Origin of the sequence: Kribbella koreensis, from assembly GCF_039525325.1 — a bacterium.
GTDB classification, from domain to species: Bacteria; Actinomycetota; Actinomycetes; order Propionibacteriales; family Kribbellaceae; genus Kribbella; species Kribbella koreensis.
Genome location: NZ_BAAAHK010000003.1, coordinates 224,476 through 249,002 on the forward strand (window position 1 = coordinate 224,476; position 24,527 = coordinate 249,002).

Annotated in this window: 19 protein-coding genes; 12 read left to right on the forward strand and 7 right to left on the reverse strand. The window is 68.4% G+C overall.

Annotated elements, in window-relative coordinates; genetic code table 11:
• Positions 1–5 precede the first annotated feature (5 nt).
• Entirely contained in the window at positions 6–869 is an 864-nt protein-coding gene (locus ABD116_RS04945; protein ID WP_343965247.1) for an alpha/beta fold hydrolase, read from the forward strand.
• Here ABD116_RS04945 and ABD116_RS04950 read toward each other — a convergent pair.
• The 4 genes from ABD116_RS04950 to ABD116_RS04965 form a co-directional block, all read right to left on the reverse strand.
• On the reverse strand, positions 861–1,115 hold the full coding sequence (locus ABD116_RS04950; protein WP_343965248.1) for a WhiB family transcriptional regulator: 255 nt from the start codon (positions 1,113–1,115) through the stop codon (positions 861–863). The two genes, ABD116_RS04945 and ABD116_RS04950, sit on opposite strands and share 9 nt — an antisense overlap.
• A gap of 83 nt (positions 1,116–1,198) precedes the next feature.
• The gene (locus ABD116_RS04955) at positions 1,199–4,759 is read right to left on the reverse strand and encodes a choice-of-anchor D domain-containing protein (protein ID WP_343965249.1); all 3,561 of its coding nucleotides are present in this window, start codon (positions 4,757–4,759) and stop codon (positions 1,199–1,201) included.
• 128 nt (positions 4,760–4,887) lie between these two features.
• Entirely contained in the window at positions 4,888–6,189 is a 1,302-nt protein-coding gene (locus ABD116_RS04960; protein WP_343965250.1) for an aldehyde dehydrogenase family protein, read from the reverse strand.
• A 2-nt stretch (positions 6,190–6,191) separates the two neighbouring features.
• A complete protein-coding gene (locus ABD116_RS04965; RefSeq protein WP_343965252.1) occupies positions 6,192–7,808 on the reverse strand; it encodes a CoA transferase in 1,617 nt (538 codons plus the stop codon).
• 83 nt (positions 7,809–7,891) lie between these two features.
• Here ABD116_RS04965 and ABD116_RS04970 point away from each other — a divergent pair, with 83 nt between their 5' ends.
• Together ABD116_RS04970 and ABD116_RS04975 are read left to right on the forward strand one after the other, a co-directional pair.
• Positions 7,892–8,491, forward strand: a complete 600-nt coding sequence (locus tag ABD116_RS04970; protein WP_343965254.1) for a hypothetical protein — start codon at positions 7,892–7,894, stop codon at positions 8,489–8,491.
• A 112-nt stretch (positions 8,492–8,603) separates the two neighbouring features.
• Positions 8,604–9,356, forward strand: coding sequence for an orotate phosphoribosyltransferase (locus tag ABD116_RS04975; protein WP_343965256.1), 753 nt, complete (start codon positions 8,604–8,606; stop codon positions 9,354–9,356).
• 10 nt (positions 9,357–9,366) lie between these two features.
• Here the strand turns inward: ABD116_RS04975 and ABD116_RS04980 are convergent, their stop codons facing one another.
• Positions 9,367–11,157, reverse strand: coding sequence for a sigma-54-dependent Fis family transcriptional regulator (locus ABD116_RS04980; RefSeq protein WP_343965258.1), 1,791 nt, complete (start codon positions 11,155–11,157; stop codon positions 9,367–9,369).
• Between the two features lie 128 nt (positions 11,158–11,285).
• Here ABD116_RS04980 and ABD116_RS04985 point away from each other — a divergent pair, with 128 nt between their 5' ends.
• From ABD116_RS04985 to groL, 9 genes are all read left to right on the forward strand, one after another.
• Positions 11,286–11,531, forward strand: coding sequence for a hypothetical protein (locus tag ABD116_RS04985; protein WP_343965260.1), 246 nt, complete (start codon positions 11,286–11,288; stop codon positions 11,529–11,531).
• Between the two features lie 146 nt (positions 11,532–11,677).
• Positions 11,678–13,327, forward strand: coding sequence for a ferritin family protein (locus tag ABD116_RS04990; RefSeq protein WP_343965262.1), 1,650 nt, complete (start codon positions 11,678–11,680; stop codon positions 13,325–13,327).
• Positions 13,328–13,430: 103 nt separating this feature from the next.
• Entirely contained in the window at positions 13,431–14,504 is a 1,074-nt protein-coding gene (locus ABD116_RS04995) for an NADH:ubiquinone reductase (Na(+)-transporting) subunit F (protein WP_343965264.1), read from the forward strand.
• Positions 14,501–15,685 carry a ferritin family protein gene (locus ABD116_RS05000; protein ID WP_343965266.1) on the forward strand — a complete coding sequence of 395 codons (1,185 nt, stop codon included), beginning with the start codon at positions 14,501–14,503 and terminating at the stop codon, positions 15,683–15,685. The genes ABD116_RS04995 and ABD116_RS05000 overlap by 4 nt, the downstream gene beginning before the upstream one ends.
• A complete protein-coding gene (gene mimD / locus ABD116_RS05005) occupies positions 15,682–16,053 on the forward strand; it encodes a propane 2-monooxygenase effector subunit MimD (protein ID WP_343965269.1) in 372 nt (123 codons plus the stop codon). The genes ABD116_RS05000 and mimD overlap by 4 nt, the downstream gene beginning before the upstream one ends.
• A gap of 18 nt (positions 16,054–16,071) precedes the next feature.
• The gene (locus ABD116_RS05010) at positions 16,072–17,115 is read left to right on the forward strand and encodes an amidohydrolase family protein (protein ID WP_343965271.1); all 1,044 of its coding nucleotides are present in this window, start codon (positions 16,072–16,074) and stop codon (positions 17,113–17,115) included.
• Positions 17,115–17,831 (forward strand): iron-sulfur cluster assembly protein, encoded by a 717-nt coding sequence (locus tag ABD116_RS05015; RefSeq protein ID WP_343965273.1) that lies wholly within the window; start codon positions 17,115–17,117, stop codon positions 17,829–17,831. Before ABD116_RS05010 ends, ABD116_RS05015 begins: the two co-directional genes overlap by 1 nt.
• Complete coding sequence (locus tag ABD116_RS05020; protein ID WP_343965275.1) at positions 17,828–18,853, forward strand: NAD(P)-dependent alcohol dehydrogenase; 1,026 nt, start codon at positions 17,828–17,830, stop codon at positions 18,851–18,853. The genes ABD116_RS05015 and ABD116_RS05020 overlap by 4 nt, the downstream gene beginning before the upstream one ends.
• A 48-nt stretch (positions 18,854–18,901) precedes the next feature.
• A complete protein-coding gene (groL, locus tag ABD116_RS05025) occupies positions 18,902–20,593 on the forward strand; it encodes a chaperonin GroEL (RefSeq protein WP_343965277.1) in 1,692 nt (563 codons plus the stop codon).
• Positions 20,594–20,618: 25 nt separating this feature from the next.
• On the opposite strand, the gene ABD116_RS05030 is transcribed toward groL, so the two are convergent.
• Together ABD116_RS05030 and ABD116_RS05035 are read right to left on the reverse strand one after the other, a co-directional pair.
• Positions 20,619–21,551, reverse strand: a complete 933-nt coding sequence (locus ABD116_RS05030; protein ID WP_343965279.1) for an NAD-dependent epimerase/dehydratase family protein — start codon at positions 21,549–21,551, stop codon at positions 20,619–20,621.
• A gap of 106 nt (positions 21,552–21,657) precedes the next feature.
• A complete protein-coding gene (locus tag ABD116_RS05035; protein ID WP_343965281.1) occupies positions 21,658–24,426 on the reverse strand; it encodes an ATP-binding protein in 2,769 nt (922 codons plus the stop codon).
• Positions 24,427–24,527: the final 101 nt, after the last annotated feature.

The window sequence follows — 24,527 nt, forward strand, 5'->3', positions numbered from 1 at the left end:
CTTCCATGGAGCGACTCGAGGTCGGCGATGGACGGGTTGTGGAGTACCTGGTCGAGGGGCCTGCCGGCGGCCGGCCCCTCGTACTGCACCACGGCACGCCGGGCGTGGCCATGCTGCTGGAGCCGGTCGCCGAGGCGGCGTACCGGCACGGCCTGCGATTCGTCACTCACAGCCGGCCTGGCTACAGCGACAGCACGCCGCAGCCAGGTCGCCGGGTGGCCGATGTCGCGGACGACGTCACCGCGCTGCTCGACGTACTCGGTGCGGATGACTTCGTCACCATCGGCTGGTCGGGTGGTGGACCACATGCGCTGGCCAGCGCGGCGCTGCTGCCGGACAGATGCCGGGCCGCGGCCGTCATCGCGGGCGTCGCACCGTACGACGCCGAAGGTCTCGACTGGCTGGCCGGTATGGGCGAGGAGAACATCACCGAGTTCGGTGCGGCGGCGACCGGCAAGGACGCGCTCGAAGAGTTCCTCACCGAGGCGAGTGCCGACCTGAAGAACGTCCAGCCCGGCGAAATCATCGCCGCCTTCGGCGACCTGCTGTCCGCTGTCGATCAAGCCGCCCTCCGCGACGGCCTGGCCGGCTACCTCGCCGCTTCCTGCCGGGCAGCCGTCTCCCGCGGCTACGACGGCTGGCGCGACGACGACCTCGCGTTCCTCACCGACTGGGGCATCGACCTCGCGACCATCCGGGTCCCGGTCTCCATCTGGCAGGGAGACCAGGACAGGATGGTCCCGCACGCGCACGGCCGTTGGCTCGGCGAGCATGTGCCGGGAGCGACCACCCAACTGGTCCCGGGCGAAGGCCACCTGTCGCTGATCAACAACATCGACACCATTGTGGCCAAGCTCGCGTCAAGCTGACATCCGGCTGACCAGTCGTATCGGTCGCCTTCGCAGGGCGCGGCGTTCCTCCTCGGAGTAGCCGCCCCACACCCCGGCGTCCTGGCCGGTGCGGAGCGCCCACTCCAGGCAGGCGTCGGCCACCTCGCAACGGCGGCAGATCTGCTTGGCGTCCTCGGTCTGTTGTACTGCGGGTCCCGATGTACCGATCGGGAAGAAGAGTTCGGGGTCCTCGTCGACACAGGCTCCCCGCTCCACCCATCTCATCGCGCCTCCTCGGCCGGCTGCTTGATCCTGACGTACCCAGGACCAGGCAGCCGGCCGATTTGTGACGACGGTGGTGCCGTGGGTCAGGAGTTCCAGATCTGGAAGTCGGAGATCTGGCCTGCGATCCAGCCGGTGTTGGCGGTGATGTTGAGGCGGAAGTAGCGCTGGGTGGCCGGGGTGAAGGTGATGGTGACGGTGTTGTTGTTGCCGGGGGCGAAGTTGTAGCCGGCGGATCCGACGAGGGTGCTGAAGGTGGACCCGTCGGTGCTGCCGAGGACGGACAGGGTCTGGGTCCGGGCGCCCCAGCCGGCCGGGAGTTGCAGGACGATCCGGCCCGCGCTCTGCGCGGAACCGAGGTCCACCTGCACCCATTGCGGGAAGGCGTTGTTCGCGCTCTCCCAGTACGTCGCCTGGTTGCCGTCGGTCACGTTGCCCGAGACGTAGACATCGTTGTGGCTGGACTCGCTGGTGGGCTTGCCCGCGGCAAGGTTCGTATTGGTTGCGCCTGCGCCGGTACCGGACAACGCGACCGTGGTCGGGCTGTTGGTCGCATTGCTGTTGACCGTCAACGTCCCCGACCGAGTCCCGGACGCGGTCGGCCGGAAGCTGACGTTGACCGTGCAGGAGGCGTTGACCGCGATGCTGCCGCAGTTGTTGGTCTGTGTGTAGTCCCCCGACACCGTGACGCTCGAGACCGACGCAGCCAGGCTGCCCGTGTTGGTCACGGTCACCGCCTGTGCGGCGCTGGTCGTGTTGAGCGCCTGGGACGCGAAGGTGAGCGACGACGGGCTGGTGCTCAGTACCGGAGTGTTGATCGGGGTGCCGCCGCTCGGGTACACCTCGAACTCCGAGACCTGCCCGGCCGGCCAACCGCTATTGGCGGTGATGTTGACCCGGACATACCGGGCGTTGGTTGTCGGAACGGTGATGTTGACGACGTTGGCCGGTGAGGTGAACGTGTACGTCGCGGACGCGACCGGCGTACTGAAGGTGGATCCGTCGCTGCTCGCTTGGACCGACAGCGTCTGGGTGCGGGTGCCCCAGGCGGTGGTCGGCGGAAGCTTCAGCGTCACCTTGCCGATGCTGCGTACCGCTCCCAGGTCCACCTGCAACCATTGCGGGAAGGCGTTGTTGTTGCTTTCCCAATAGGTGTTGGCGTTCCCATCGGTTGCGGTGGTCGCGGCCTGGGTGCCGTTGACCTGGCTGCTCGCCGTGGCCGGCTTGTTGAGGGCGAGGTTGGTGTCGGTGCCAACGCCGTTTCCGGTCAGGGAGATCGTCGTCGGGCTGTTGTTCGCGTTGCTGGTCACGGAGACGCCACCGGTCCGGGTGCCCGAGGCGGTCGGCCGGAAGGTGACCGTGACCGTGCAGGAGGCGCCTACCGCGACGGTGCCGCAGTTGTTCGTCTGGCTGAAATCGCCAGTGGCCGCTACGCCGGAGACGCTGGCTGACGCCGTACCGGAGTTGGTCACTGTGACTGCTTGGGTCGAGGAAGAGCTGCCGACCAGGGTGTCCGGGAAGGACAGGCTGCTCGGGTTCGGATTGAGGATCGGGCCTGGTGCGACGCCCGTGCCCGACAGCGAGACGGTGCTGGTGACGCCCGCCGCGTTGACGGTCAGGTTGCCGCTCCTGCTGCCGGCCGCTGCCGGGCTGAAGGTGACGTTCACCGTGCACGAGCCGCCCGCGGCGATGCTGCTGCCGCAATTGTTGGTCTGGCTGAAGTCACCGGTGGTTGCGATCGAACTGACAGGTGCCGCCGCGGTACCGCTGTTCGTGACCGTGACAGGCTGCGCCGAGCTCGACGCGCCGGTCGCGACGGAGCCGAAGCTGAGCGCGGTCGGGCTGACCGAGATCTGCGAGCCGTTGTCCGGCAAGTACGGCGGGAAGGCGGGGTTGGTGATGTTCTGGCACTGGTTGGCGCCGAAGATCCCCGAGTTGCCGCCGCCGTCGGTGAGCGTGAAGCCGACACCGCAGTTGTAGATGGGGCCGGGCGCCTGCGTGCCGGTGGCCGTGCTGTTGGTGATGGTCGCCGAGCCGCCGACCTGCTCCTGCACTACCCAGGTACCGGTGTTCTGAATGGTCGCGTTGTTGATCTTGACGTTGGTGATGTTCGAGCCCGAGACGAACTGGATCGCCTCGAACGGGCTCTGCTGGATCAGGATGTTGTCGACGTTGGTCAGGCCGGTCATCGCGCCGTCGCGGGCATCGAACCACAGCGCGCCGACTCCGAAGTTCCAGTTCGGGTCCAGCCCGCCGGAGCGGATGATCGTGTTGCGCAGTACGTCGGTACGGCCCAGCGTGGTCGAGCCGAACCGCTGCGCGACGTGGATCGCGCCGCCCTGGGTGAGGCCGGCGTCGATCACCCGGTTGTCGGTGACGAAGTTGTCGTGGCCGCCGTAGATGGCGATGCCGTTGGCCAGGATCGGGTACTGCACGGTGTTGTGGTCGAACGAGTCGTTCGCGTCGGCGTTCTGCTCGGCCCAGGTCGCCAGGCCGTCGTCGCCGAGGTTGCGCAGATCGCTGTTGGTGACCTTGGAGTTGGTGACGCCGTTGTGGAAGTTCACCCCGTCGGCCGTCACGTTGCGGATCCGCAGCCCGCTCATCACCAGGTTGGTGAACGGGCCGTCCATCCAGGCGCCGACCTTCTCGTGCTCGATCCAGACCCGGTCCACGGTGGAGTTGTTCAGCGCGCCGCCGATGCCGTTGACCTGAGCACCGTCGTTACGCTCCTGCACATCACCGAAGATCGCGAAGTCCGACAGGTGTACGCCGCTGCTGGCGTTGGGCGCGTAGTTGCCGTAGAAGCCGGGCGCCGCACCGACGACGGTCGAGTGCCACATGCCCGCGCCCTTGAAGGTGATGTTGTTGAGGATCAGGTGACCCGGGATCTTGAACGTCCCGGCCGGGATCCAGACAGTGCCACCGGAACCGGCCTGCGCCATCGCCGAGTTGAACGCGTTCGTGGAGTCCGCGGCACCGGTCGGGTCAGCGCCCGTGCTGGTCACCGAGACCGAGCCGGCCGGCTGGGACAGCGCGCCGGCGACGTTCTCGAAGTCGGCGAAGTCGATCGTGTACGACGAAGCGGTGTCCTCGGCATCGACCTGGAGCTTGAACTTCGTACCGGCCGGGTAGGTGGTCGCGAACAGCCGGTGCACCTCGTCGTAGAAGTGGTGCGGGTTGCTTCCCGGTGTGTTGGTGAACGGGTAGCCGCCGTAGTACCAGCTGTACGCGTTGGTCAGGGTGAAGTTGGGCTGCTTGGTGCCGTTGACGTAGAGGGACAGTTGCGGCGTGTAGACCGAGCCGCCGCCGGTGTCCGGGATGCTGTAGCGGAAGACGATCGAGTTCGTCGCCGCCGGTGTGGTGAACTCGACGAACTTGCCGGTCCCCTGCAAGGTCACCGCCTTGCGGTAGGACGCTTCGGCCGCGAGCGTGTTGTAGGCGGCGCTCGGGCCGATGACGGTGCCGTTGGTGGCCGAGTTCTCGGCCTGTACTTCGACGTACGGCAAGGTCGCGCCGACCCCACCCGTCGCCGCGGCCCAGGCCGGACCGGTCGCCAGCACGGCGAGACCGGCGGCGATCAGCGCGCTGCAGACGGCGATGACGCCGGCGCGAGCCTTCCCACTCCAGGATTCGATTGACCGGAACATGCGCAGCTCGCTCTCGACGGGGCGGATGGTCGATGGTGGCCAGACCGTAACGCCGTCGACACATCAACGCAATATCGAGATCAATCTTTGCAAGAATTCGACTCAACGAGACCGTTGAGTCCGCAGGCTCAATCGAGAGGCCGGTCGAGCACCGCCTTCAGGTGGCTGAAGGTGTCGATCGAGTACTTGCCGTGGTACCGGCCCATGCCGCTCTCGCCGACGCCGCCGAAGGGGAGGTCGGTCGCGGTCAGGTGGACGACGGGGTGGCCGAAGCCGACGGCGCCCGACGTCGTCTCGTCGAGGATGCGGTGCTTGGTGTCGTCGGAGTCGGTGAAGGCGTACAGGGCGAGCGGCTTGTCGCGGTCGCGGATGAACGCCAGCGCCGCGTCCAGCGACGGCACGGTCAGGATCGGGAGGATCGGGCCGAAGATCTCCTGGCCCATCACGGCTGAGTCCGGTGCGACCTCGGTGAGAACGGTCGGGGCGATGTACTTCGAGGCCTTGTCCGTCTCGCCGCCGACGACCACGCGACCGCTGGCGAGCAGCCCGCGGAGGCGGTCGAAGTGGCGCTCGTTGACGATCCGGCCGTACTCCGGACTCGTCGACGGGTCGGCACCGAACTTCCGGCGTACCTCGTCGGTCAGCGCCGCCTCCAATGGACCCGAGTCGCCGATCGCGAGCACGTAGTCGGGCGCGACGCAGGTCTGGCCGGCGTTCAGGTACTTCGCCCGGACCAGCCGGGTCGCGACCAGGACCGGGTCGACGTCGGTGTCGACGATGACCGGACTCTTGCCGCCGAGCTCGAGCGCCACCGGGGTCAGGTGCTTCGCGGCGGCGGTCATCACGATCCGCCCGACCTGGCCGTTGCCGGTGTAGAAGATGTGGTCGAAATGCTGCTCCAGCAGCTCGGTCGTCTCCGGGATGCCACCCTCGACGACGGCCACCGCTGAAGGATCCAGGTACTCCGGTACGTGCCGGGCGATCGCAGCCGAGACGGTCGGCGACAACTCGCTCGGCTTGATCACCGCAACGTTGCCTGCGGCAAGGATTCCGACGAGCGGGGCGAGGGCGAGGTGCAACGGGTAGTTCCACGGGCCGACGACCAGCGCGACGCCGAGCGGCTCGCGGATCACCTGTGCGGTGCCTGGTTGCAGCTTCTCGGGCAGCGGTGCGGGCTCGGGCGCCAGCCAGGCGTCGAGGTGCTCCAGGGTGTGGTCGATCTCGTTGATGACGAACTGCAGCTCGGTGCCGCGTGCCTCGTCCGCGGGTTTGCCGAGGTCGGCGTACAGAGCGCCGACGAAGTCCTTGTCCTGCTCGAGCAGCATGGTCTTCAGCGCGCCGAGCTGCGCGCGGCGCCAGTCGATCGGCCGGGTGAGGCGCGAGTCGAAGGTCTTCCGCAGGCCGGTGACGAGCTGGGGGATGTCGGTCATGTTCACAGTCCTGTCGGGAGCCAAACGGGTCGGCCGGAGCCGCGGGGGACGAGAATCGTGCGGAACGCGCCGGGGGTCGCCGACAGCTGCACCTGGTCGGTGACGCCCTGGTAGAGGCCGAGCGGTGTCTCGGCGGTGAAGGTGTCAGGGTCGAGGTAGGCGTGGTCGCCACCGGTGCCCGCGACGCTGCGGGCGTAGTTCTTGTCGAAGACGCCCATGCTGATGATCCACAAGGCGATCCTGGTCAGCGAGATGTGCACCCGGTACGAGCCGCCCTCGGTCGCTCGGCGGATCAGCGCGGAGCAGATGCCGGCGGTAGCAAGCCACGGGACCAGGTAGTCGTTGACGACGCCGATGTGCGGAAGTACCGGCTGGTCTGCCGAACCCTCCAGCGTCATCATCCCGGTCACGCAGCCCGCCGTCTGGTCGAACCCGAGCCGCGTCGACCACGGTCCCTGCTCGCCGTGCAGCGAGACGGTCGTATGGATGATCCCCGGCCGGATCGCGGCTGCCTGCTGCGGCGACAACCCAAGCGACGACACCTGCCCGGGCCGACGGTTCGCGTAGAACACATCGGCGCCGCGGAGCAGCTCACGCAATGTCTCCATCGCCGCGGGGTTGCGGGCGTAGTCGAGAGTTGCCGACCGTACCCCCACATTCGCGGTCAGGTAGACAACCGGGTTCTCCCACTCCGTCGGCCGCCAAAGGTTGAGCGCGTCGGCCCCGTGCTGCGCAAGCGCCCGCCCGATCCCCGCACCCGCGATGACATGGCCCAACCCGAGCGCCCTGATCCCGTCCAACGGCTGAACCGCCCCGGCCGGCAGCGGCTCCGGCGCCGAATCCCCGATCTTCTCGATCTCGATCAATGGCAGTTCTGCGAGCACATCCTGGTACTGCTTCGTCTCCAGGAACTCTTCCGTACTCCGGACCATCGGCATCACAATGCCCGCGTCCGCCCCCGCTTCCTCGAGCTCGATCGCCTTCCACTTGGCAATTGCCGCCGCGATGGCCGTCGCATCGTCGTACGTCCGCAACAACTTCAACGTCCGCGACTTCAGCTTCGGATAAATGTTCAGCGGCATCACCCACCGCCCGTCCCCCGCCTGGTAGAACGTCAACGACAACGGATTCCCCGGATCCGCCGTGTTGGTAGGCGGCAGCCCATTAACCAGTTCCCACTTCTTGTCATAAAACGGACACAACCGGTGCGGCGCCTTCCGCAAATCCATCCCGATGTCCTGCCCGGCTCCACCCCGATGGCGCCACAAAGCAGCCACCCCGACAGACTTGGCCACCAACCCAACCGCAGGCGCGGCCCCCAGCCGAACAGCACTGGGCACAATCGGATCGGCACCGACGAATTCGACCCTCCCTCCGCAGTCGTCCGCACTGAGCCCGACGTCAGCCAGCACTTCCGCCAGCGCGGCATGGATGTCGAAATGATCGTCCGCCGCAGACTTGATCGGGTTGGAGAGCGCTGCGCGCACTCGCGCTGTCACGTCCACGGCGCCGTGTAGTCGCCCGGTCCGGTCACGTCCGGCATCCGCATCACCTCGAACCGGACCAGCGGGTCGAGGAGTGGTGAGCTGGGCGCTGACGTCGTCCTCGGACATGGCCATGACCCGATGCTATGACATGGCTACACACAGTTCCCTGAGGCTGCGTTTTCGCCGATCGGCGGCGGCCGGTTAAGGTTTCGATGGTGTCCACTTTCGATGTCGCCGCAACAGACCACGAACTGCCGGACGTAGAGGAACGCGCCTGGCGCGATGTCTCCGATGTCGGCATGGCCACCGCTCGGACCGAGTGGGCCGGTGCCGCCCGCGAGATGCTCCTCGTCGCGGCCAAGAAGTACATGTCCCTCATCCAGCACAAGGACATCGCCACCGGTGTCCAGGACCTGACCGGTATCCGGACCAAGCAGCCCACCCGGCAGTGGATCGGCGGCGTGCTCGCCGAGGTCTCCGCCGAGAGCCTGCGCCGGGGCGAACCGATGCTGTCGTCCCTGTGCGTCAACCCGGACGAGAGCGTCTTCGACGGCTACGCCGCCATCGTCGGCGCAGCCACCGGTACGACTCCTGCCGACCCCGACGTCCACGCCTCCCACGAGCGCCTGGCCATCTACCGTCACTTCGAGGCCGCCGGCCTCCCTGCAGGCGGCGGCACCCCGATGATCCCCTCCAAGCTGGGCGCCGCCCGCGCGAGGGCTCGCAAGGCCGCCATCGCCGAGCGCCCGATCAAGAAGTGCCCGAAGTGCAACATGCAGACCCCGGCCAACGGGATCTGCGACACCTGCGACTGACCGCCGAAGAGCACGGGCTCACCCGGTGGCCGGTCACTGGCCCGGCCACCAGGGTGAGGGCCGGTGTGTTGCCCGGGTGCGACAGAACCTGGGGTGGAGTGATCTTCGATGTATGAACACGACACGGATTTCGGCTCCCCGGAGCTTGGCGAACGCGCATCGGGTGAAGGTCGTCGAGCGGGCTGATGTGGCTCGGCTGACTGTGGTTCCGGCGGTGGATCTGGCGGGGCGGCTGGCGGTCGTACCGGGCCTCGTGCGGCCGGGTGTTTCGCACTGGGACATGACTACGCGACTGCCGTTGCATCCGCTGTCGGTGGAGAACGCGTACGCCGATCCGCGGCTGCTGCGTGAGCTCGCGGCGCCGGGAGCGGACTTCGCTCGGCAGCTTGGAGCTGAGGTTGTGGTCGGCGCCGAGACCGGCGGCATCCCGCTGGCGACGGCGATCGCATTGTCCGGCGACCTTCCGTTCGCGTTCGTCCGCAAGCCCGGGTACGTGGGGCACGAGGACCACGAGCCGCGGGTGCGTGGTGCGGGCGTGACGGGCCGCCGGGTAGTGCTGGTCGATGATGCGATCTCGTCCGGTGCGGCGCTCGAGGCCTTCGCGGATGAGCTCCGTGCCGAGGGTGCGATCCTGGTCGGCGCCTTCGCCCTGGTCGACATGCGTGACGTCGCCGCCTCGGTCACCCCGACCGCGAGGACCCTGCCGATCGGATCGGTCGCCACCTATCTCGACGTCCTGGAGGCGGCGACCGACGCAGGTGTGCTCGACCCGACCGTTCACAAACTCGCCGTCGACGCGCTGGTCAACCACTGGTCCGACGACGACCCCCGCTGGTCCCTCCTCGACCAGCGCCCCGCAGCCTGAGGCCCGGCTGCTACCGGATCCCGTAGTCGTGGATCTTCCGGTAGATGGTGGCGCGGGACATTCCCAGAGCCCGCGCTGCCTCACGGCGGTTGCCGTTGTTGTCGAGCAGGCTGCGGATGATGGCGTCGCGCTCGAGTGCCTCGAGCTGGCTCAGGTTGCGGCGGCTGATCGCCTGCAGGTCGGCCGGGAGATCGCCGAGCACGATCACGCCGGTACGCCGGCGGTGCTGGACGATGTGTTTGAGCACCCGATGGAGCTCCGCGGTGTTGCCCGGCCAGGCGGACCGGAGTACCTGGTGCAGCGCCTCCGGGGAGCATCGCAGTTCGCCCCGACTCAGCTGGCTCAGGAAGTACGGGACCAGCTCACGGATGTCGTCGGCATGATGCCGCAGCGGCGGAACCGTGACGGTCAACGGGAACAGCGGTAGCAACTCGCCCAGATCCGGCTCGGTGGTCCCCGCCGTCGTGACAGTCAGCGCCACCCACGGCGGATCCGACCGACGCCGCTCCCGCGCGCTGTAGAAAGCGCCGATCAACTCGTCCAGCTGGGCCGCCGCGAGCTTCTCGGCATGCCGGATCACCAACGCCTGAACGGAATCGTCGGCCAGCTCCTCCTCGACATCTGCTGCGAAATCAGCGACCGGTACCGCCGCATCCAGCACGTCGAGCGCGCCGGCCGGGTTGTTCTGCAAGTGCGCAGCTCGGGCGAGCGCCACCTTGCCCGTGCCCGCCTCACCGCTGAGCACGATCCACTGTCCGGCGCGATAGGCGTTGTCGACGTCCCGGCAACAGGCGAGCCAAGGACCGCTCCGGCCGACCATGCCAGGAAGCTCCGGACGGGGTGGCGGCCGGTTCGTGCTGACCACCATGACGCCGAGGCCGGGCGTTCGCGGGCTGACCTGAAGTACCGCCGCGTTGGTCCGGACGCCTTCAGGCACTGGCCGGCAGGTGATCCGGACGCGGCTACCGCTCGGCAGTTCGACCGCAAGGGCGGATCTGCCTTCGGTCAGCATCTCGGAGCCGTGCGCGAGGATCGCCGCCTGGTCGCTGTTGTCGAGGTTGCGCCGGGCGTTCGCGTTCATCACCAGCAGGTCGCCGTCGAAGGCCAGCACCATGTCCGCATTGCGGCGCCCGGCCTGCAGGTACTCCTCGACCAGCTCCTGCTGGCGCGCCGAGCAGTCCCGCAGCAGGGCCGCGCGGATCTGGTCCGCGGTCGTCTTGGCCAGCGCGATCAGCAACGAGCCGGCGTCCTTGCGCCAGCAGGTGAGATCGATCGCGCCGACGGTCTTGCCGCTGATCGGATGCTTGATCGGTACGCCGGCGCAGGCCAGGTCCTCCAGGTCCTCCGCGTAGTGCTCGTGGCCGAACACGTGCATCGGGCCGCCGCGTTCGAGCGCGGTACCGATCCCGTTCGTACCGGCGAACTGCTCGGAGTAGCTGAAGCCCGGGGCGAGGTGGACGCGGTCCAGGTGCCTGCTCAGCTGCGTGTCCGCCGTCAGGCGGCGGAGTACCAGGCCGTCCCGCTCGGTGAGGATGACGCTGATCGGCTGGCCGTCGAGATGCTCGTGCAGCCGCATGATCACCGGGTCCGCACTGCGGGTCAGCGGCTGGTCGAGATCCGGATCCGAGACGTAGGGCAGGTCGATCCGGTCCGCGGGCAGGTTGCGCCGGCGCGAACGGACCCACGACGCGAGCACCGGCCGGCGGACGTCGCCGACCGGGAAGGCGTCGTAGGTCAGGAAGCTCAGCCGGGCGCCGGCGGTCCGGGGGCTGTCTGCTGTGACGGTTTCCAGTTCCTCCACGACGGGACCTCCTGCGGTGACGTCGTTCCTTTCAGCGTAGTCGCGCCGAAGCGTCCGGCTGTCTCAATTTGAGACAGCCGGACGGGCTGGTGAGGAGTGTGATGTAAGGGAGCGGAGAGGGGTAGCGGATGGACGACCAGATTCCCGCCGACGAGGCCTACAACCCCTGGACGATCGTGAACGCGGTCTTCCACAGACTCGTCGACGCCGGGCTGCATCCGGTCCTCGGCTCGGCCGGCGATCCGGGGGCGGCGGCCGCCGCGCTGCTGGTCACGCTCGGCATCCGGCCGGCCGTGCCGGGCGACAGCCGCAGCCTGCGGGAGGCGGCCGAAGAGCTGGCCAGACTGCGGGAAACCGTCTTCGGAGACCGGTGAGAAGCGCCGTCTCAATTTGAGACCTCCCGTCGCGGACCGTGTGCGTTGTACTGCAAAGGCAAGCAGGGCGTGGGTCTCCCCCACGTCGTACGGCCCCGTCCGACCGGGGCCCGGCCAGAGGCCACAGCGAGCCATAGAGGAGTGCCATGAGTCGCCAAAGTGTGGCGAAGGCCCACCAGAAGATCCAGGAACTGTCCTGGGAGCCCGCGTACCACGAGCCCGTCTCCCAGTACGGAACCGACTACACGTTCCAGAAGGCGCAGAAGAAGGACCCGCTCAAGCAGGTCCTCCGGTCGTACTTCCCCATGCAGGAGGAGAAGGACCACCGGGTGTACGGCGCCTCCGACGGTGCGATCCGCGGCAACATGTTCCGCCAGGTGCAGGAGCGCTGGCTGGAGTGGCAGAAGCTGTTCCTGAGCATCATCCCGCTGCCGGAGATCTCGGCCGCCCGGGCGATGCCGTTGCTGTTCCGGACGGTCCCGAACCCGGAACTGCACAACGGTCAGGCGATCCAGATGATCGACGAGGTCCGGCACTCGACGATCCAGCAGAACCTCAAGCGCCTGTACATGAACAACTACATCGACCCGGCGGGCTTCAACTCCAGCCTGCGCAACTTCCAGAGCGACTACTGCGGCACCATCGGCCGGCAGTTCGCGGAAGGCTTCATCACCGGTGACGCGATCACCGCGGCCAGCATCTACCTGACCATCGTGGCCGAGACCGCCTTCACCAACACGCTGTTCGTCGCGATGCCGGCCGAGGCCGCCGCGAACGGCGACTACCTGCTGCCGACGGTGTTCCACTCGGTCCAGTCCGACGAGTCCCGCCACATCAGCAACGGCTACGCGACGCTGCTGATGGCGCTGGCCGACGAGAGCAACCACCAGCTGCTGGCCCGCGACCTGCGCTACGCGTGGTGGAACAACCACCGGGTCGTCGACGCCGCGATCGGCACCTTCATCGAGTACGGCACGAAGGACCGGCGCAAGGACCGGGAGAGCTACGCGGAGATGTGGCGTCGCTGGATCTACGACGACTACTACCGCAGCTACCTGGTGCCGCTGGAGAAGTACGGCCTGGAGATCCCGCACGACCTGATCGAGGAGTCCTGGAACCAGATCTGGAACAAGGGCTACGTGCACGAGGTCGCCCAGTTCTTCGCCACCGGCTGGCTCGCCAACTACTGGCGGATCGACCCGATGACGGACAAGGACTTCGAGTGGTTCGAGTACAAGTACCCCGGCTGGTACGACAAGTACGGCGCCTGGTGGGAGAACTACAACCGGCTGTCCACCCCCAACGGGCACAAGCCGATCGTGTTCGAGGACGTCGACTACGAGTACCCGCACCGCTGCTGGACCTGTATGGTCCCCTGCCTGGTCCGCGAAGACATGGTGATGGCCAAGGTCGACGGTCAGTGGCGGACGTACTGCCACGAGATGTGCAAGTGGACCGACGAGACGGCGTTCCGGCCGACGTACCAGGGCCGGCAGACGCCGAACATGGGCAAGCTGATCGGTCACCGCGAGTGGGAGACCCTGTACCACGGCTGGAACTGGGCCGACGTGGTCTCCGACATGGGCTTCGTCCGTGACGACGGCAAGACGATGGTCGCCCAGCCGCATCTGGACCTGAACCCGGACAAGATGTGGACCCTCGACCACCTGCGCAAGTGCCCGCCGCTGGCGAGCCCGAACGTGCTGCTGAACGAGATGAGCGACGACGAGCGGACCGCCTTCGCGGCCCGGTACGTCCGCGGCGGTCCGGCCGGACGGCCGGCCAGGGACAACTGACGCAACGCCATGGGAGGGCGGGCGCCCCTCGCTCTCCCCCAGGTCCACCCCTCTGATCGACACAGTCGGTCGGCACAGCCGGTCAGCGCAGCTGCGAGGAGCCATGGGCGACAAGCACGTCGTACGGTTCGAACCGGTCGGCATCGAGATCGAGGTCGGCGAGGAGCAGACCATCCTGCGGGCCGCGGCCGAGCAGGGCGTGATGCTGATGCACGGCTGCAAGGAGGGCCAGTGCGCCTCCTGCAAGTCGTTCGTCCTCGACGGTGACGACATCGAGCACGACCGGTACTCGACCTTCGCTCTGCCGGACTACGAGCTGGACGAGGGCTACACGCTGCTGTGCCGGGCGCACGCCTACGAGGACCTGACGATCGAACTGCTCAACTACGACGCGGACATGATCCGGTCCGGCCTGCCGATCCAGGAGGCGGTCGCCGAGGTGATCGCGAACAACGCGGTCACACACGACATGCGGCACCTGGTACTGCGCCTGCTGGACCCCGGCGAACTCAAGTACTTCCCCGGCCAGTACGTCGACATCACCGTGCCCGGAACGCAGGCCACCCGGTCGTTCTCGATGGCGAACACATCGAGCCGCGACGGCGGACAGCTCGAATTCGTGATCAAGATCTACCCGGGCGGCCTGTTCTCGTCGTACCTGGACGAACGGATCTCGGTCGGCGACCGGCTGGAGCTGACCGGGCCGTTCGGGGTCTTCACCCTGCGCGACAACCCCGGCGCGCGCCTGGTGTTCCTCGGCGGCGGGGCGGGGATGGCCCCGATCCTGTCGCTGCTGCGGTCGATGGCCGAGCGGGCGATCGACCGGCCGACGACCTTCTACTACGGCGCGCGTGGCAAACGGGACCTGTGCTTCGACGAGGAGCTGCGGTCGCTGGCGGCCACGCTGCCGGACTTCCGCTACCTGCCGGCGTTGTCCGAGCCGGCCGACGACGACGCGTGGGACGGCGAGGTCGGCTTCATCACCGACGTCGTCGCCCGGTACGAGAACGACCTCGACGGCGCCGACGCCTACGTCTGCGGCCCGCCGCCGATGGTCGAGGCCGCGCTGCCCCTGCTGGAACGGCTGGGGGTCGCGCAGAAGCGCATCTTCTACGACAAGTTCACCACCACCGGCGACGCCGGTGATCCCGAGGCGCTGGAGGCAGAAGCCAGATGACGACCACACAGGACTCCCCGCAGGCACGCAGCGTGCCGCAGCCGGTCTTCACCGATGCCGAGGCCGGTGCCAAGGTCTTCCCGGACTCGACGGCCCGCCGGTACAACTACTACACCCCGCAGAAGCGCAAGCAGAGCCACTACGAGGACGTCACGGTCGACGTCCAGCCGGACCCACGGCACTACCTGAGTCAGGGCTGGCTGTACGGCTTCTCCGACGGCCGCGGCGGCTACCCGCTGGACTGGACCGCGCTGAAGGCCTGGGGTTCGGACCAGCCCTCGCCCAAGCGCGGGCCGGGCTCCGGTGGGCTGTTCGTCAAGGAATGGCCGGCCACCGGCTGGCACGAGTTCCGCGATCCCAACGAAGAATGGGAGATGACGCTCTACCGGTACAACTCCAACGTCGTGCGGCAGGTCACCCAGAACGTCGAGGCGGCCCGGCAGTCGCACGCCTTCGAGCAGTGGAACCCCAACTGGATCCGGTTCGTCGAGCAGCACGTCGGCGCCTGGATGCACGTCGACCACGGCCTGGGCCTGTACCTGTTCGCGAACGCGAACCGGCGGGCGCCCACCAACATGCACAACAACGCGATCTCGGTGAACAGCATGCACCGGATCCGGGCCGCCCAGGACCTCGCGCTGTACAACCTCACGCTCAGCGAGGAGATCGAGGGCTTCAACGGCAAGGCGCACCTGGACACCTGGAACTCCGACCCGGCCTGGCAGGGCGTCCGCGACCTCGCCGAGCAGCTGACCGCGATCGACGACTGGTGCGAGGCGATCTTCGCCGCGAACGTTGTGTTCGAACCGCTGGTCGGTGAGCTCTTCCGCAGCCAGCTGGTCCAGCACGCGGCGCCCGGCAACGGCGACTTCGTGACGCCGACGGTGATCGGCGCCGAGGAGTACGACTTCGCCGAGCGCGACCTGCGCTACACGAAGGCGATGTTCGAGCTGCTCACCAGCGACAAGGAGTTCGCCGACCACAACAAGGCGATCCTGCAGGACTGGCTGGCCGACTGGACCGAGCGGTCGATCGGCGCGGCCCGCAGACTGCAGCCGCTGTGGTCGCAACCGGACAGCAAGCCGCCACGATTCGAGGACGGGCTGGACCGGGCGAAGAGCCGCTTCCGCGGCATCGTCGTCGGGTTGGGCCTCGAGGAGCCCAAGGAGCTGGGACTGTGAGCACCACCTTCACCACCGCAGAGAGTCCGTTCAAGTCCGACAACACCCCGTCCAACCGGTGCGGCTTCACGCTGATGAACAACCAGGTCGGCGCGGTCGTGGCGGAAGTGATGGGCACCAAGGACAACGTCACCGTGACGCCGTTGCCGTCGATGATCCGGGTCGACGCGGTCGGCAAGATGGAGGTGATCTACGACGAGATCTCCGAGGCGCTCGGCGAGGAGCAGGGCTTCTTCGACGCGGCCCAGTTCGAGGAGAACATGTCCACCCACTACGGCCGGATGATCCACCTCGACGACCGCACGATCATGTTCGCCAACCCCGAGGACGCTGCCGAGTACATCGGCTTCGACCTGACCACGCGCTGAGAACTCTCGGGAGGGACCGTGTACGAGAAGAACGGCGAGAAGTACTTCGTTGTCGACAGCCACATGCACTTCTGGAACGCCGGGCCGGACAACTGGGTGCCGGGGGCCGAGCAGTACGCGAAGGGCTGGATCGAGTGCTTCCACGCCTACCAGAGCCTGGCGCCCAAGGAGACCCACTGGCCGATCGAGAAGTTCATGAGCTACACCGAGGACGACCTGATGAAGGACGTCTTCGAGGACGGCTACGTGGACGTCGCGATCTTCCAGCCGACGTACCTGAAGGAGTGGTACACGAAGGGGTTCAACACCACCGAGCAGAACGCCGACCTGGGTGAGAAGCATCCCGGGATGTTCGTCCTGAACACCCGCTTCGACCCCCGCGACGGCGACGTCGGCCTGGAGGAGCTGAAGGCGAACGTGGACCGGTACGGCTCGAAGGGCGTCAAGCTCTACACGGCCGAGTGGAACGCCGGCTCGCGCGGCTACAAGCTGACCGACCCGGCGGCGTACCGGTACCTGGAGAAGGCGCAGGAGTACGGGATCAAGAACATCCACGTCCACAAGGGCCCCACCATCTGGCCGCTGGACAAGGACGCGTTCGACGTCTCCGACATCGACCACGCGGCGACCGACTTCCCCGAGCTCAACTTCATCGTCGAGCACGTCGGGCTGCCGCGGATCGAGGACTTCTGCTTCATGGCCACCCAGGAGCCCAACGTGTACGCCGGGCTGTCGGTGGTGATCGGCGGCCTGATGGCGGCCCGGCCGCACTTCTTCAACAAGGTGATGGGCGAGCTGTTGTTCTGGGTCGGCGAGGACAAGATGACGTTCGGCAGCGACTACGGCATCTGGGAGCCGAAGTGGCAGATCGAGGGCTTCGTGGACTGGGAGTTCCCCGACCTGCCCGAGTTCGCCGACTATCCCCGGCTCGGGGTGGAGGGCAAGAAGAAGATCCTCGGGTTGAACGCGGCGAAGCTGTACGACATCAAGGTGCCCGACGAGCTGCAGCTCAAGGCGGCCACTCCCGCGGCGCAGGACGACGCGAAGCTGGTCACCCAGTAATGACGGCAACAGCTGAGAGGTCCAGGGTGCTGAGCGCCCTGGACCTTGTCCGCGATCCGGAGCTGGACGAGCCGATCACCACGCTCGGGTTCGTCTCGTCCTGTCATGTGTCGGCAGCCGGGGACGTCGTCGTCAGACTCCGGCTGCCGACCTATTTCTGCGCGCCGAACTTCGCCTTCCTGATGGTCGCCGACGCGTACGACGTACTGGCCGCGCTGCCCGAGGTGCGGAGCGTGGACGTGACGCTGGAGGACCATTTCGCGGCCGACCAGATCAATGCCGGCGTGGCCGCGCGGGCCGGCTTCGTCGCGGCCTTCGACGGCGAGGCGGCGGATGAGCTGGACGACTTGCGCCGGACCTTCGTGTCCAAGGCGATGCTGGCCGGGACCGATCAGGTCTGCCGGCCATTGGTTGCCTCGGGCACCGATCCGGTCGAGCTGACCCGGCTGACGCTGGGCGACGTACCACCGTCGGCCGACCTGGACCGGCTACGGCGCCGGCGGGCCGAGCTGGGCCTGCGCTCGGACGACGGAGCGCCCCTGCTCGTCGATCCGGGCACCGGTGCGCCGATCGCCGCGGCCGGCGCACCGAAGTACCTGGGCCTGGCCCGGCTCACCCAGACTGGGATCGAGGCCAACACCGGGATCTGTAGGGGAATGCTGCGGCACCGGTACGCCGGGGCCGGGGCTGGGGAATCGGAGGAGGGACCAGGATGAAAGCAGTCCGGCTGCACGGATACCACCAGCAACCAGTGGTCGAGGACGTTCCCGAGCCGAAGATCAGCGGCCCGCTGGACGTGATCGTCAAGATCGGCGGCGCCGGCGTGTGCCGCACCGACCTGCACATCATCGAGGGCCAGTGGGCGGACGCGATGCAGCCGGCCCTGCCCTACACGATCGGGCACGAGAACGCCGGCTGGGTGCACGAGATCGGCTCCGCCGTCACCAACGTCCAGGTCGGCGACACGGTGATCCTGCACCCGACGCCGACCTGCGGCCTGTGCCACGCCTGCCGGGCCGGCAACGACATGCACTGCGAGAACAGCACCTTCCCTGGCCTGGACAGTGACGGCGGGATGGCGGAGTACCTGCTCACCTCGGCCCGGGCCTGTGTGAAGCTCGATCCGTCGACGCAGCCCAAGGATGTCGCGGCACTCGCCGATGCGGGCATCACGGCGTACCACGCGGTGCGCAAGGCGCTCCCCCAGCTGTACCCCGGCACGACCGCCGTGCTGATCGGAGCCGGCGGGCTCGGCCACATCGGCATCCAATGCCTGTCGGCGCTGACCGCCACCAACATCATCGTGGTGGACCGCAACCCGGAGGCGCTCAAGCTCGCCGAGCAGCTCGGCGCCGATCACACCGTCGTTGCTGACGGCAACCAGATACAGGCGGTCCAGGAGCTGACCGGTGGCGCGGGCGCGCACGTCGTGCTCGACTTCGTGGCCGAGCAGGGCGCCGAACAGGACGGCTTCGCGATGACCCGGCCGAACGGTTCGTACTTCGTGATCGGGTACGGCGGCGAGCTCCGGGTCCCGACCCTGGACATCATCTCCACCGAGCGCAACGTCATCGGCAACATCGTCGGGACGTACAACGACCTGGCCGAGCTGATGGCGCTCGCCCAGGCCGGCAAGGTCACCCTGCACACCAGGGCCTACCCGTTGGAAGCCGCCGCCGAGGCGGTCGCCGATCTCGACGCCGGCCGGGTGCGCGGCCGAGCGATCCTCGTCCCCTGACGCACCTACACCGTTCGCCCTGACCGGGCACGTACTGAGGAGGGAACGATGGCCAAGGAACTGCGATTCGGTGCACAGGCGCGTGAGCTGATGCTGAGAGGGGTCGAGCAGCTGTCCGAGGCAGTCAGTTCGACGCTCGGCCCGAAGGGGCGCAACGTGGTGCTGGAGAAGATCACCGGCTCCCCCGTGGTGACCAACGACGGCGTCACGATCGCCCGGGAGATCCACCTCAAGGACCAGTTCGAGAACATGGGCGCCCAGCTGGTCAAGGAAGCCGCGATCAAGACCAACGACATCGTCGGCGACGGCACCACCACCGCGACCGTGATCGCGCACGCGATCGTCCGGGAGGGGATGGCCGCGATCGGTTCCGGCGGCAACCCCGTGCTGATCAAACGAGGGATCGACGTCGCGGTGGCCCGGCTGGTCGAACGGCTGCGTCAGGTGGCCTACCCGGTCGTCAGCGAGCTGGACTTCGCCCGGGTGGCGGCCATCTCGGCCAACGACGACAACACGGTCGGGGCGGTGATCGCCAAGGCGCTGCACTCGGTCGGCGACGGCGGCATCGTGACCGTCGAGGAGTCGGCAGAGCACGGGATCCGGGTCGACTTCGTCGAAGGGTTCGAGTTCGACAACGGGTATCTGTCGCCGTACATGGTGACCGATCCGGGCAGCCTCCAGGCGGTCGTCGACGATCCGTACATCCTGCTCTGCAGTGAGAAGATCACCAAGGTGCAGGAGCTGATGCCGCTGCTCGAGAAGGTGATGCGCGATCCCAAGCCGCTGGTGATCATCGCCGAGAACCTCGAAGGCACGGCGCTCAGCATGCTGGTGCACAACCACATCAACGGGCACTTCCAGTGCGTCGGCGTGCGGGCGCCCGGGTTCGGCGACCGGCGGCTGCACAAGCTGGAGGACATCGCCGCCATCACCGGTGGCGCGGTGCTCAGCAAGCACTCGGGCTTCAGCCTGGAGACGATGACCATCGACCAGCTCGGCCGGGCCGACCAGGTCCGGGTCACCGCGGAGCGGACGGCGATCGTCGCGTCGCCCGGGCATGAGAAGGATGTCGAGTTCCGGCTCGCCCAGCTGCGGGCCGAGCTTCAGCGGGCGACGTTCGGGGTCGACGAGGACGTACTGACCGAGCGGATCGGCGCGTTGTCGGGCAAGGTCGGCGTGATCTCGGTCGGAGCGCCGACCCCGGCCGAGCTGAAGGAGCTCCAGCACCGGGTCGAAGACGCGCTGTCGGCGACCCGGGCTGCGATGGCCGAAGGGATCGTGGCCGGTGGCGGGGTGGCGATCCTGCACGCGGCGTCGGCGCTGGACGACCTCGAGGTCAAGGACGACTACGCGATCGGCGTCGACATCGTCCGGCGGGCGCTGCGCGAACCGGCGTACCTGATCGCCACGAACGCCGGCTACAACGGCGAAGAGGTGCTGGAGCGAATCAGCCAGCTGGGCACCGACGACGGCTTCGACGCCCTCGACGGCCGCTACGGCAACATGCTCGAGATGGGCATCGTCGACCCCCTCCGGGTAGCCCGCTCAGCCCTCCAGAACGGCGCCTCCGTGGCCGGCCTGCTCCTCACCACCAACGCCATGATCGCCGAAGAACAAACCGCCTGGGGCGGCAGCGCCGCCCTGATGACCGAGTTCGGCCCCCTCGACGAAGGCCTCCACCAACCCTCCCCCGACTCCAGCACCCCCCAATCCCTCGGCCTCGGCCCCTCCGTCGGCTGACCACCTGGTCCGTACGGTCTTCGGCTCAACCGCCGAAGACCGTACGGAAGCCATCGCGCCAGGACGGGGTCGTCAGGGTCCAGCCGAGGGCCGCCTTGGCCTTGCCGTTGGTCGCGGCCGGGAGCTGATCGCCGTAGTACACGGCCTGTACGCCGAGGGTCTCCGCCGCCTCCACGGCGGAGATCCGGCGTGGCAGGGGCGCGTCGAGGATGCCGGCCAGGTAGGGCAGCCACTCAGCCTGAGCCGCCGGTTCGTCATCCATGATGTTGTAGACGCCGGGGTCACCCTGCTCAACGGATCGGAGGGTGGCCGCGACCGCGTCGTCGACGTGGATCAGCGGATAGCGGCCGGCGCCGTCGCCGACGATCGGCAGCTCGCCCGCGCCGATCGCCACCGCGATGTCACCACCGGGTCCGATCGAGGTGCCCGCGCCGTAGAGGAACCCGTAGCGCAGGACGACGCCGTCGATCCCGGTGGTGCCCAGCACCAGCTCCTCGGCCACCACGTTCGCTCTGATGTGGATGCCGATCGGCCCCGGAGCATCCAGGTACAACGGTGACGACTCGTCCGTCAGGTCCTGCCCGGGCGCGGTCATGAAGCTCGCGCTCTGCGCCACCACCCGGCGGGTGCCGGCCTCGCTCGCGGCGCTCATCAGGATCTTCGTCCCCTCGATCCGCAGCCGGTTCGTCACCTCCAGCCAGGCGCCGTAGTCGGCGGCCGGGGCGGCCAGCGCGGTCATCAGGTTGACGATCACCTCCGGCTCGGTCTCGGTGATCGCGCGGTGTACCGTCGCCTGGTCGAGTCCGTCCATCAGGACCGGCCGGGCGCCGAGCGCCGCGACGACCGGCAGATTGGCAGACCGCCGGGCACTCGCGGAAACCTGATGGCCGCGGGCCACCAGCGCATCGACGAGCGGCCTGCCAACGACCCCCGTACCACCTGCGACGAAGACTCGCATGGTCATCTCCTTGTCGCCGATCCGGCTGTGACTGAAGACAGCCTGCCCCGGTCCGGTCACGCTTCGCGCCCCGGACACCCCTGGTCGGGCCACTGGTCGGCGCGACTCACCAGAGGTCCGCGGCCTGCAGCGCGTCGGTCAGATGCGTACGGGTGCTGATCGCGAGCTTGGTGAACACCTTCCGCAGATGCCACTCCACCGTCCGCGGACTGATGAACAGCTCGGCGCCGATCTCGGGGTTGGACAGCCCGCGGGCCGCCAGCCGGGCGATGTGCAGCTCCTGCGCGGTCAGGTCGAGGCTGGTGTCGACCGTCCGCTTGCGCGCCAGCTCACCGGTCGCGGCCAGCTCTCGCCGGGCCCGCTCGGCGAAGGCGTCCATCCCGATCTCGGTCGCTGCTTCGTGGCTCGCCCGCAACAGCTCACGGGCCTCGACCCGCCGGCCCTCGCGCCGCAGCCATTCGCCGTACAGGAGCCGGGCGCGGACCAGCTCGGTCCGTACGTTCGTCCGGCCGAGTCGTTCGATCGCTTCCCGATAGAGATCTTCGGCCTGTTCACCCTGGTGGAGTTGGGCATTCGAACGCGCGGCGACCCCTAGCGCCCAGTCCGTGCCGCTGGCCTGCGTCATGACGGAGAGCTGCTCGAACGCCTCGACCGCGGTGGCCCGCTCACCCGCGCGCACGGCGGCCTCGACCAGCTCGACCAGTCCCCAGTTCGACACCCCGATCTCGGCCGGGAACGCGGCGGCCTCGCGGGCGGCGGCCAGCGCCTCGGAGTACCGGCTGAGTCCGTTGCAGAGCAACGCCCGGGCCCAGTGCGCCAGCGAGACGCCGATGCCCTCGCCGCGGGCCGCGAGCTCGCGCATCGCGTCGGCGATCAACGGAGCGGCCTGGTCCTCGTGACCGCGGAACGCCGCCAGGCCGATCGCCGCGTAGAGCGTCAGCGTGTTCTCGGCCGCCTCGCTCACTGCCCTGATCTCTTCGACCGCGTCGGCGGCCGCGGTCAGCTCGCCGGCGAACACGTCGACGAAGACGCACGTGGTCAGTGCCAGCGGTAGAGCGCTGAGCGCCCCCGTGGTACGGACGTTCGCCAGATGCCGGCTGGTCAGGACGGCCCAGGCGCGCTCGTCCCACAGGTCGGAGGCCACGACCGCCGCCAGCCACATGAAGCGAACGCTCTCCTCCATCGTCAACTCATCGCCACCGAACGCCCGGATCGCCTTCCTGAGCAGCGGTACGGCCGTGGCGTAGCCATCGGCGAACAGGACGGCCACGCCCTTCAGGAGCAGGTCGCCGCGACGCAGGTGATCCGCTGACGCCAGCGCGCCGTGGGCGGCCGAGGCCACCTCCAGCGGTCCTGGCCCCGACGCCAGCCGGCCGGCGAACAGCGCGGCCGTCATGGCGTCGCCATAGCTGTCGAGCGCGAGAGCACGGTCGAGTGGTTCGAGTCGCCGGGCCGCGGTCAGCAGCAGCGACAGCGCCTCGTTCCCGCGGCTCGAGGCGAACTCGACCTGCCCCCGGAGCATGTCGGTACGAGCCCGTTGCAAGGCGGTCAGCGGCCCGTGCCCGGCCACCGCCAGCAGATTCAGGGCGTCGTCGAACGCACCGGCGTGCACCATCGCCCCGGCCGCGTCGAGCTGGCGCTGGGCCCGGTCGGCGGGATCCGGGGTGAGGATGGCCGCCCGGTCGAGGAACGCCGCCGCGGCAGCCAGTCCGCCTTGGGCCATGGCGCGGTCCGCGGAAGCCTCGAGCTCCGCGGCGACCGTCTCGTCCGGATCGGTGGCAGCGTGCGCGCGATGCCAGGCGCGCCGGTCCGGATCCAGCTCGCGATCCGTCGCCTCGGCCAGCGCCCGATGCGCTGTCCGGCGTTCCGCCAGGTCCGCGGACCAGTAGGCCACGGACCGTACCAAGGGATGCCTGAAGTGAACGGTCTCCCCCAGCTCGATCAGACCGGCCTGCTCCGCCGGTCCGGCCGCGTTCACGTCGAACCCGGCCTGCCGGGCGGCGCGCCACAGCAGAGCGACGTCACCCAGTGGTTCGGCGGCCGCGGTGAGCAACAGCCGTCGCGACGGAGCCGGCAGCTGCTCCAGCCGGCGCAGGAACCCGTCCCGCATCCGGCTGACCAGGGTTCGCGGCCAAGGGGGCTCCGGTCCGAAGGTCAGTTCTGTCGAGGTCAGCCAGCGCGGCAGCTCCAGCAGCGCCAGCGGGTTCCCGTGCGCTTCGGCCAGGATCCGCTGCCGGACCCGGTCGTCCAGCGGACCGTCGAAAGAGGCCTTGAGCAAGGTGTCCGCGGCCGGCTCCGCCAGCCCTTCGACAGTGAGCGACGGCAGCCCGGTCCACAACCGGCGGCCCTCGCCATCACGGGTCGCGATCACCAGCACGACGGCCTCGGTCGCGAGCCGGCGGACGACGAAGGCGAGCGTCTGCGCGGACGCTTGATCCAGCCACTGCGCATCGTCGACCAGGCAGAGCAGCGGCTGCTGTCTTGCGCCTTCGGACAGCAACGTCAGGACTGCGAGCCCGATCAGGAACCGGTCCGGTGGCGGCCCGGCCCGCAGCCCGAATGCGGTGCCGAGAGCATCCGCCTGCGGAGCCGGCAACCGGTCGAGCCCGTCCAGCAAGGGTTCGCACAGCTGGTGCAGACCGGAGAACGCGAGTTCGAGCTGTGACTCGACGCCGGCGACCCGCAGGATCCGGCTGCCCCCGGCGGCACCGGCCAGATACTCGAGCAGCGCGGTCTTGCCGATCCCCGGTTCGCCCTGGATCACCAGTACCGCGCTGTTGCCCGCGCGCGCTGCCTTGACCAGACCGGCCAGCGTCTCGCACTCGCTGCGTCGGCCTGGTAGATCCGGCCATCGACTTCGCGGCCCCGGCGACACCATCCCTCCAGCGACTCGGTCTTACCGTGCCATCCCGGCGCGACGCTGGCAATGGCCGACCAGGGCTGCGACCAGGGCAGTCACTGGTGCCAGTGACTACC

What these genes read in the sequence shown, in the direction of transcription:
- ABD116_RS04985 (WP_343965260.1), top strand. Translation starts at nt 11,286, where the DNA reads ATGGACGACCAGATTCCCGCCGACGAGGCCTACAACCCCTGGACGATC.
- ABD116_RS04945 (WP_343965247.1), top strand. Translation starts at nt 6, where the DNA reads ATGGAGCGACTCGAGGTCGGCGATGGACGGGTTGTGGAGTACCTGGTC.
- ABD116_RS05020 (WP_343965275.1), top strand. Translation starts at nt 17,828, where the DNA reads ATGAAAGCAGTCCGGCTGCACGGATACCACCAGCAACCAGTGGTCGAG.
- ABD116_RS04990 (WP_343965262.1), top strand. Translation starts at nt 11,678, where the DNA reads ATGAGTCGCCAAAGTGTGGCGAAGGCCCACCAGAAGATCCAGGAACTG.
- ABD116_RS04995 (WP_343965264.1), top strand. Translation starts at nt 13,431, where the DNA reads ATGGGCGACAAGCACGTCGTACGGTTCGAACCGGTCGGCATCGAGATC.
- ABD116_RS05015 (WP_343965273.1), top strand. Translation starts at nt 17,115, where the DNA reads ATGACGGCAACAGCTGAGAGGTCCAGGGTGCTGAGCGCCCTGGACCTT.
- ABD116_RS05030 (WP_343965279.1), bottom strand. Translation starts at nt 21,551, where the DNA reads ATGCGAGTCTTCGTCGCAGGTGGTACGGGGGTCGTTGGCAGGCCGCTC.
- ABD116_RS04960 (WP_343965250.1), bottom strand. Translation starts at nt 6,189, where the DNA reads ATGACCGACATCCCCCAGCTCGTCACCGGCCTGCGGAAGACCTTCGAC.
- ABD116_RS04950 (WP_343965248.1), bottom strand. Translation starts at nt 1,115, where the DNA reads ATGAGATGGGTGGAGCGGGGAGCCTGTGTCGACGAGGACCCCGAACTC.
- ABD116_RS05000 (WP_343965266.1), top strand. Translation starts at nt 14,501, where the DNA reads ATGACGACCACACAGGACTCCCCGCAGGCACGCAGCGTGCCGCAGCCG.
- ABD116_RS04965 (WP_343965252.1), bottom strand. Translation starts at nt 7,808, where the DNA reads ATGGCCATGTCCGAGGACGACGTCAGCGCCCAGCTCACCACTCCTCGA.
- ABD116_RS04975 (WP_343965256.1), top strand. Translation starts at nt 8,604, where the DNA reads ATGAACACGACACGGATTTCGGCTCCCCGGAGCTTGGCGAACGCGCAT.
- groL (WP_343965277.1), top strand. Translation starts at nt 18,902, where the DNA reads ATGGCCAAGGAACTGCGATTCGGTGCACAGGCGCGTGAGCTGATGCTG.
- ABD116_RS04955 (WP_343965249.1), bottom strand. Translation starts at nt 4,759, where the DNA reads ATGTTCCGGTCAATCGAATCCTGGAGTGGGAAGGCTCGCGCCGGCGTC.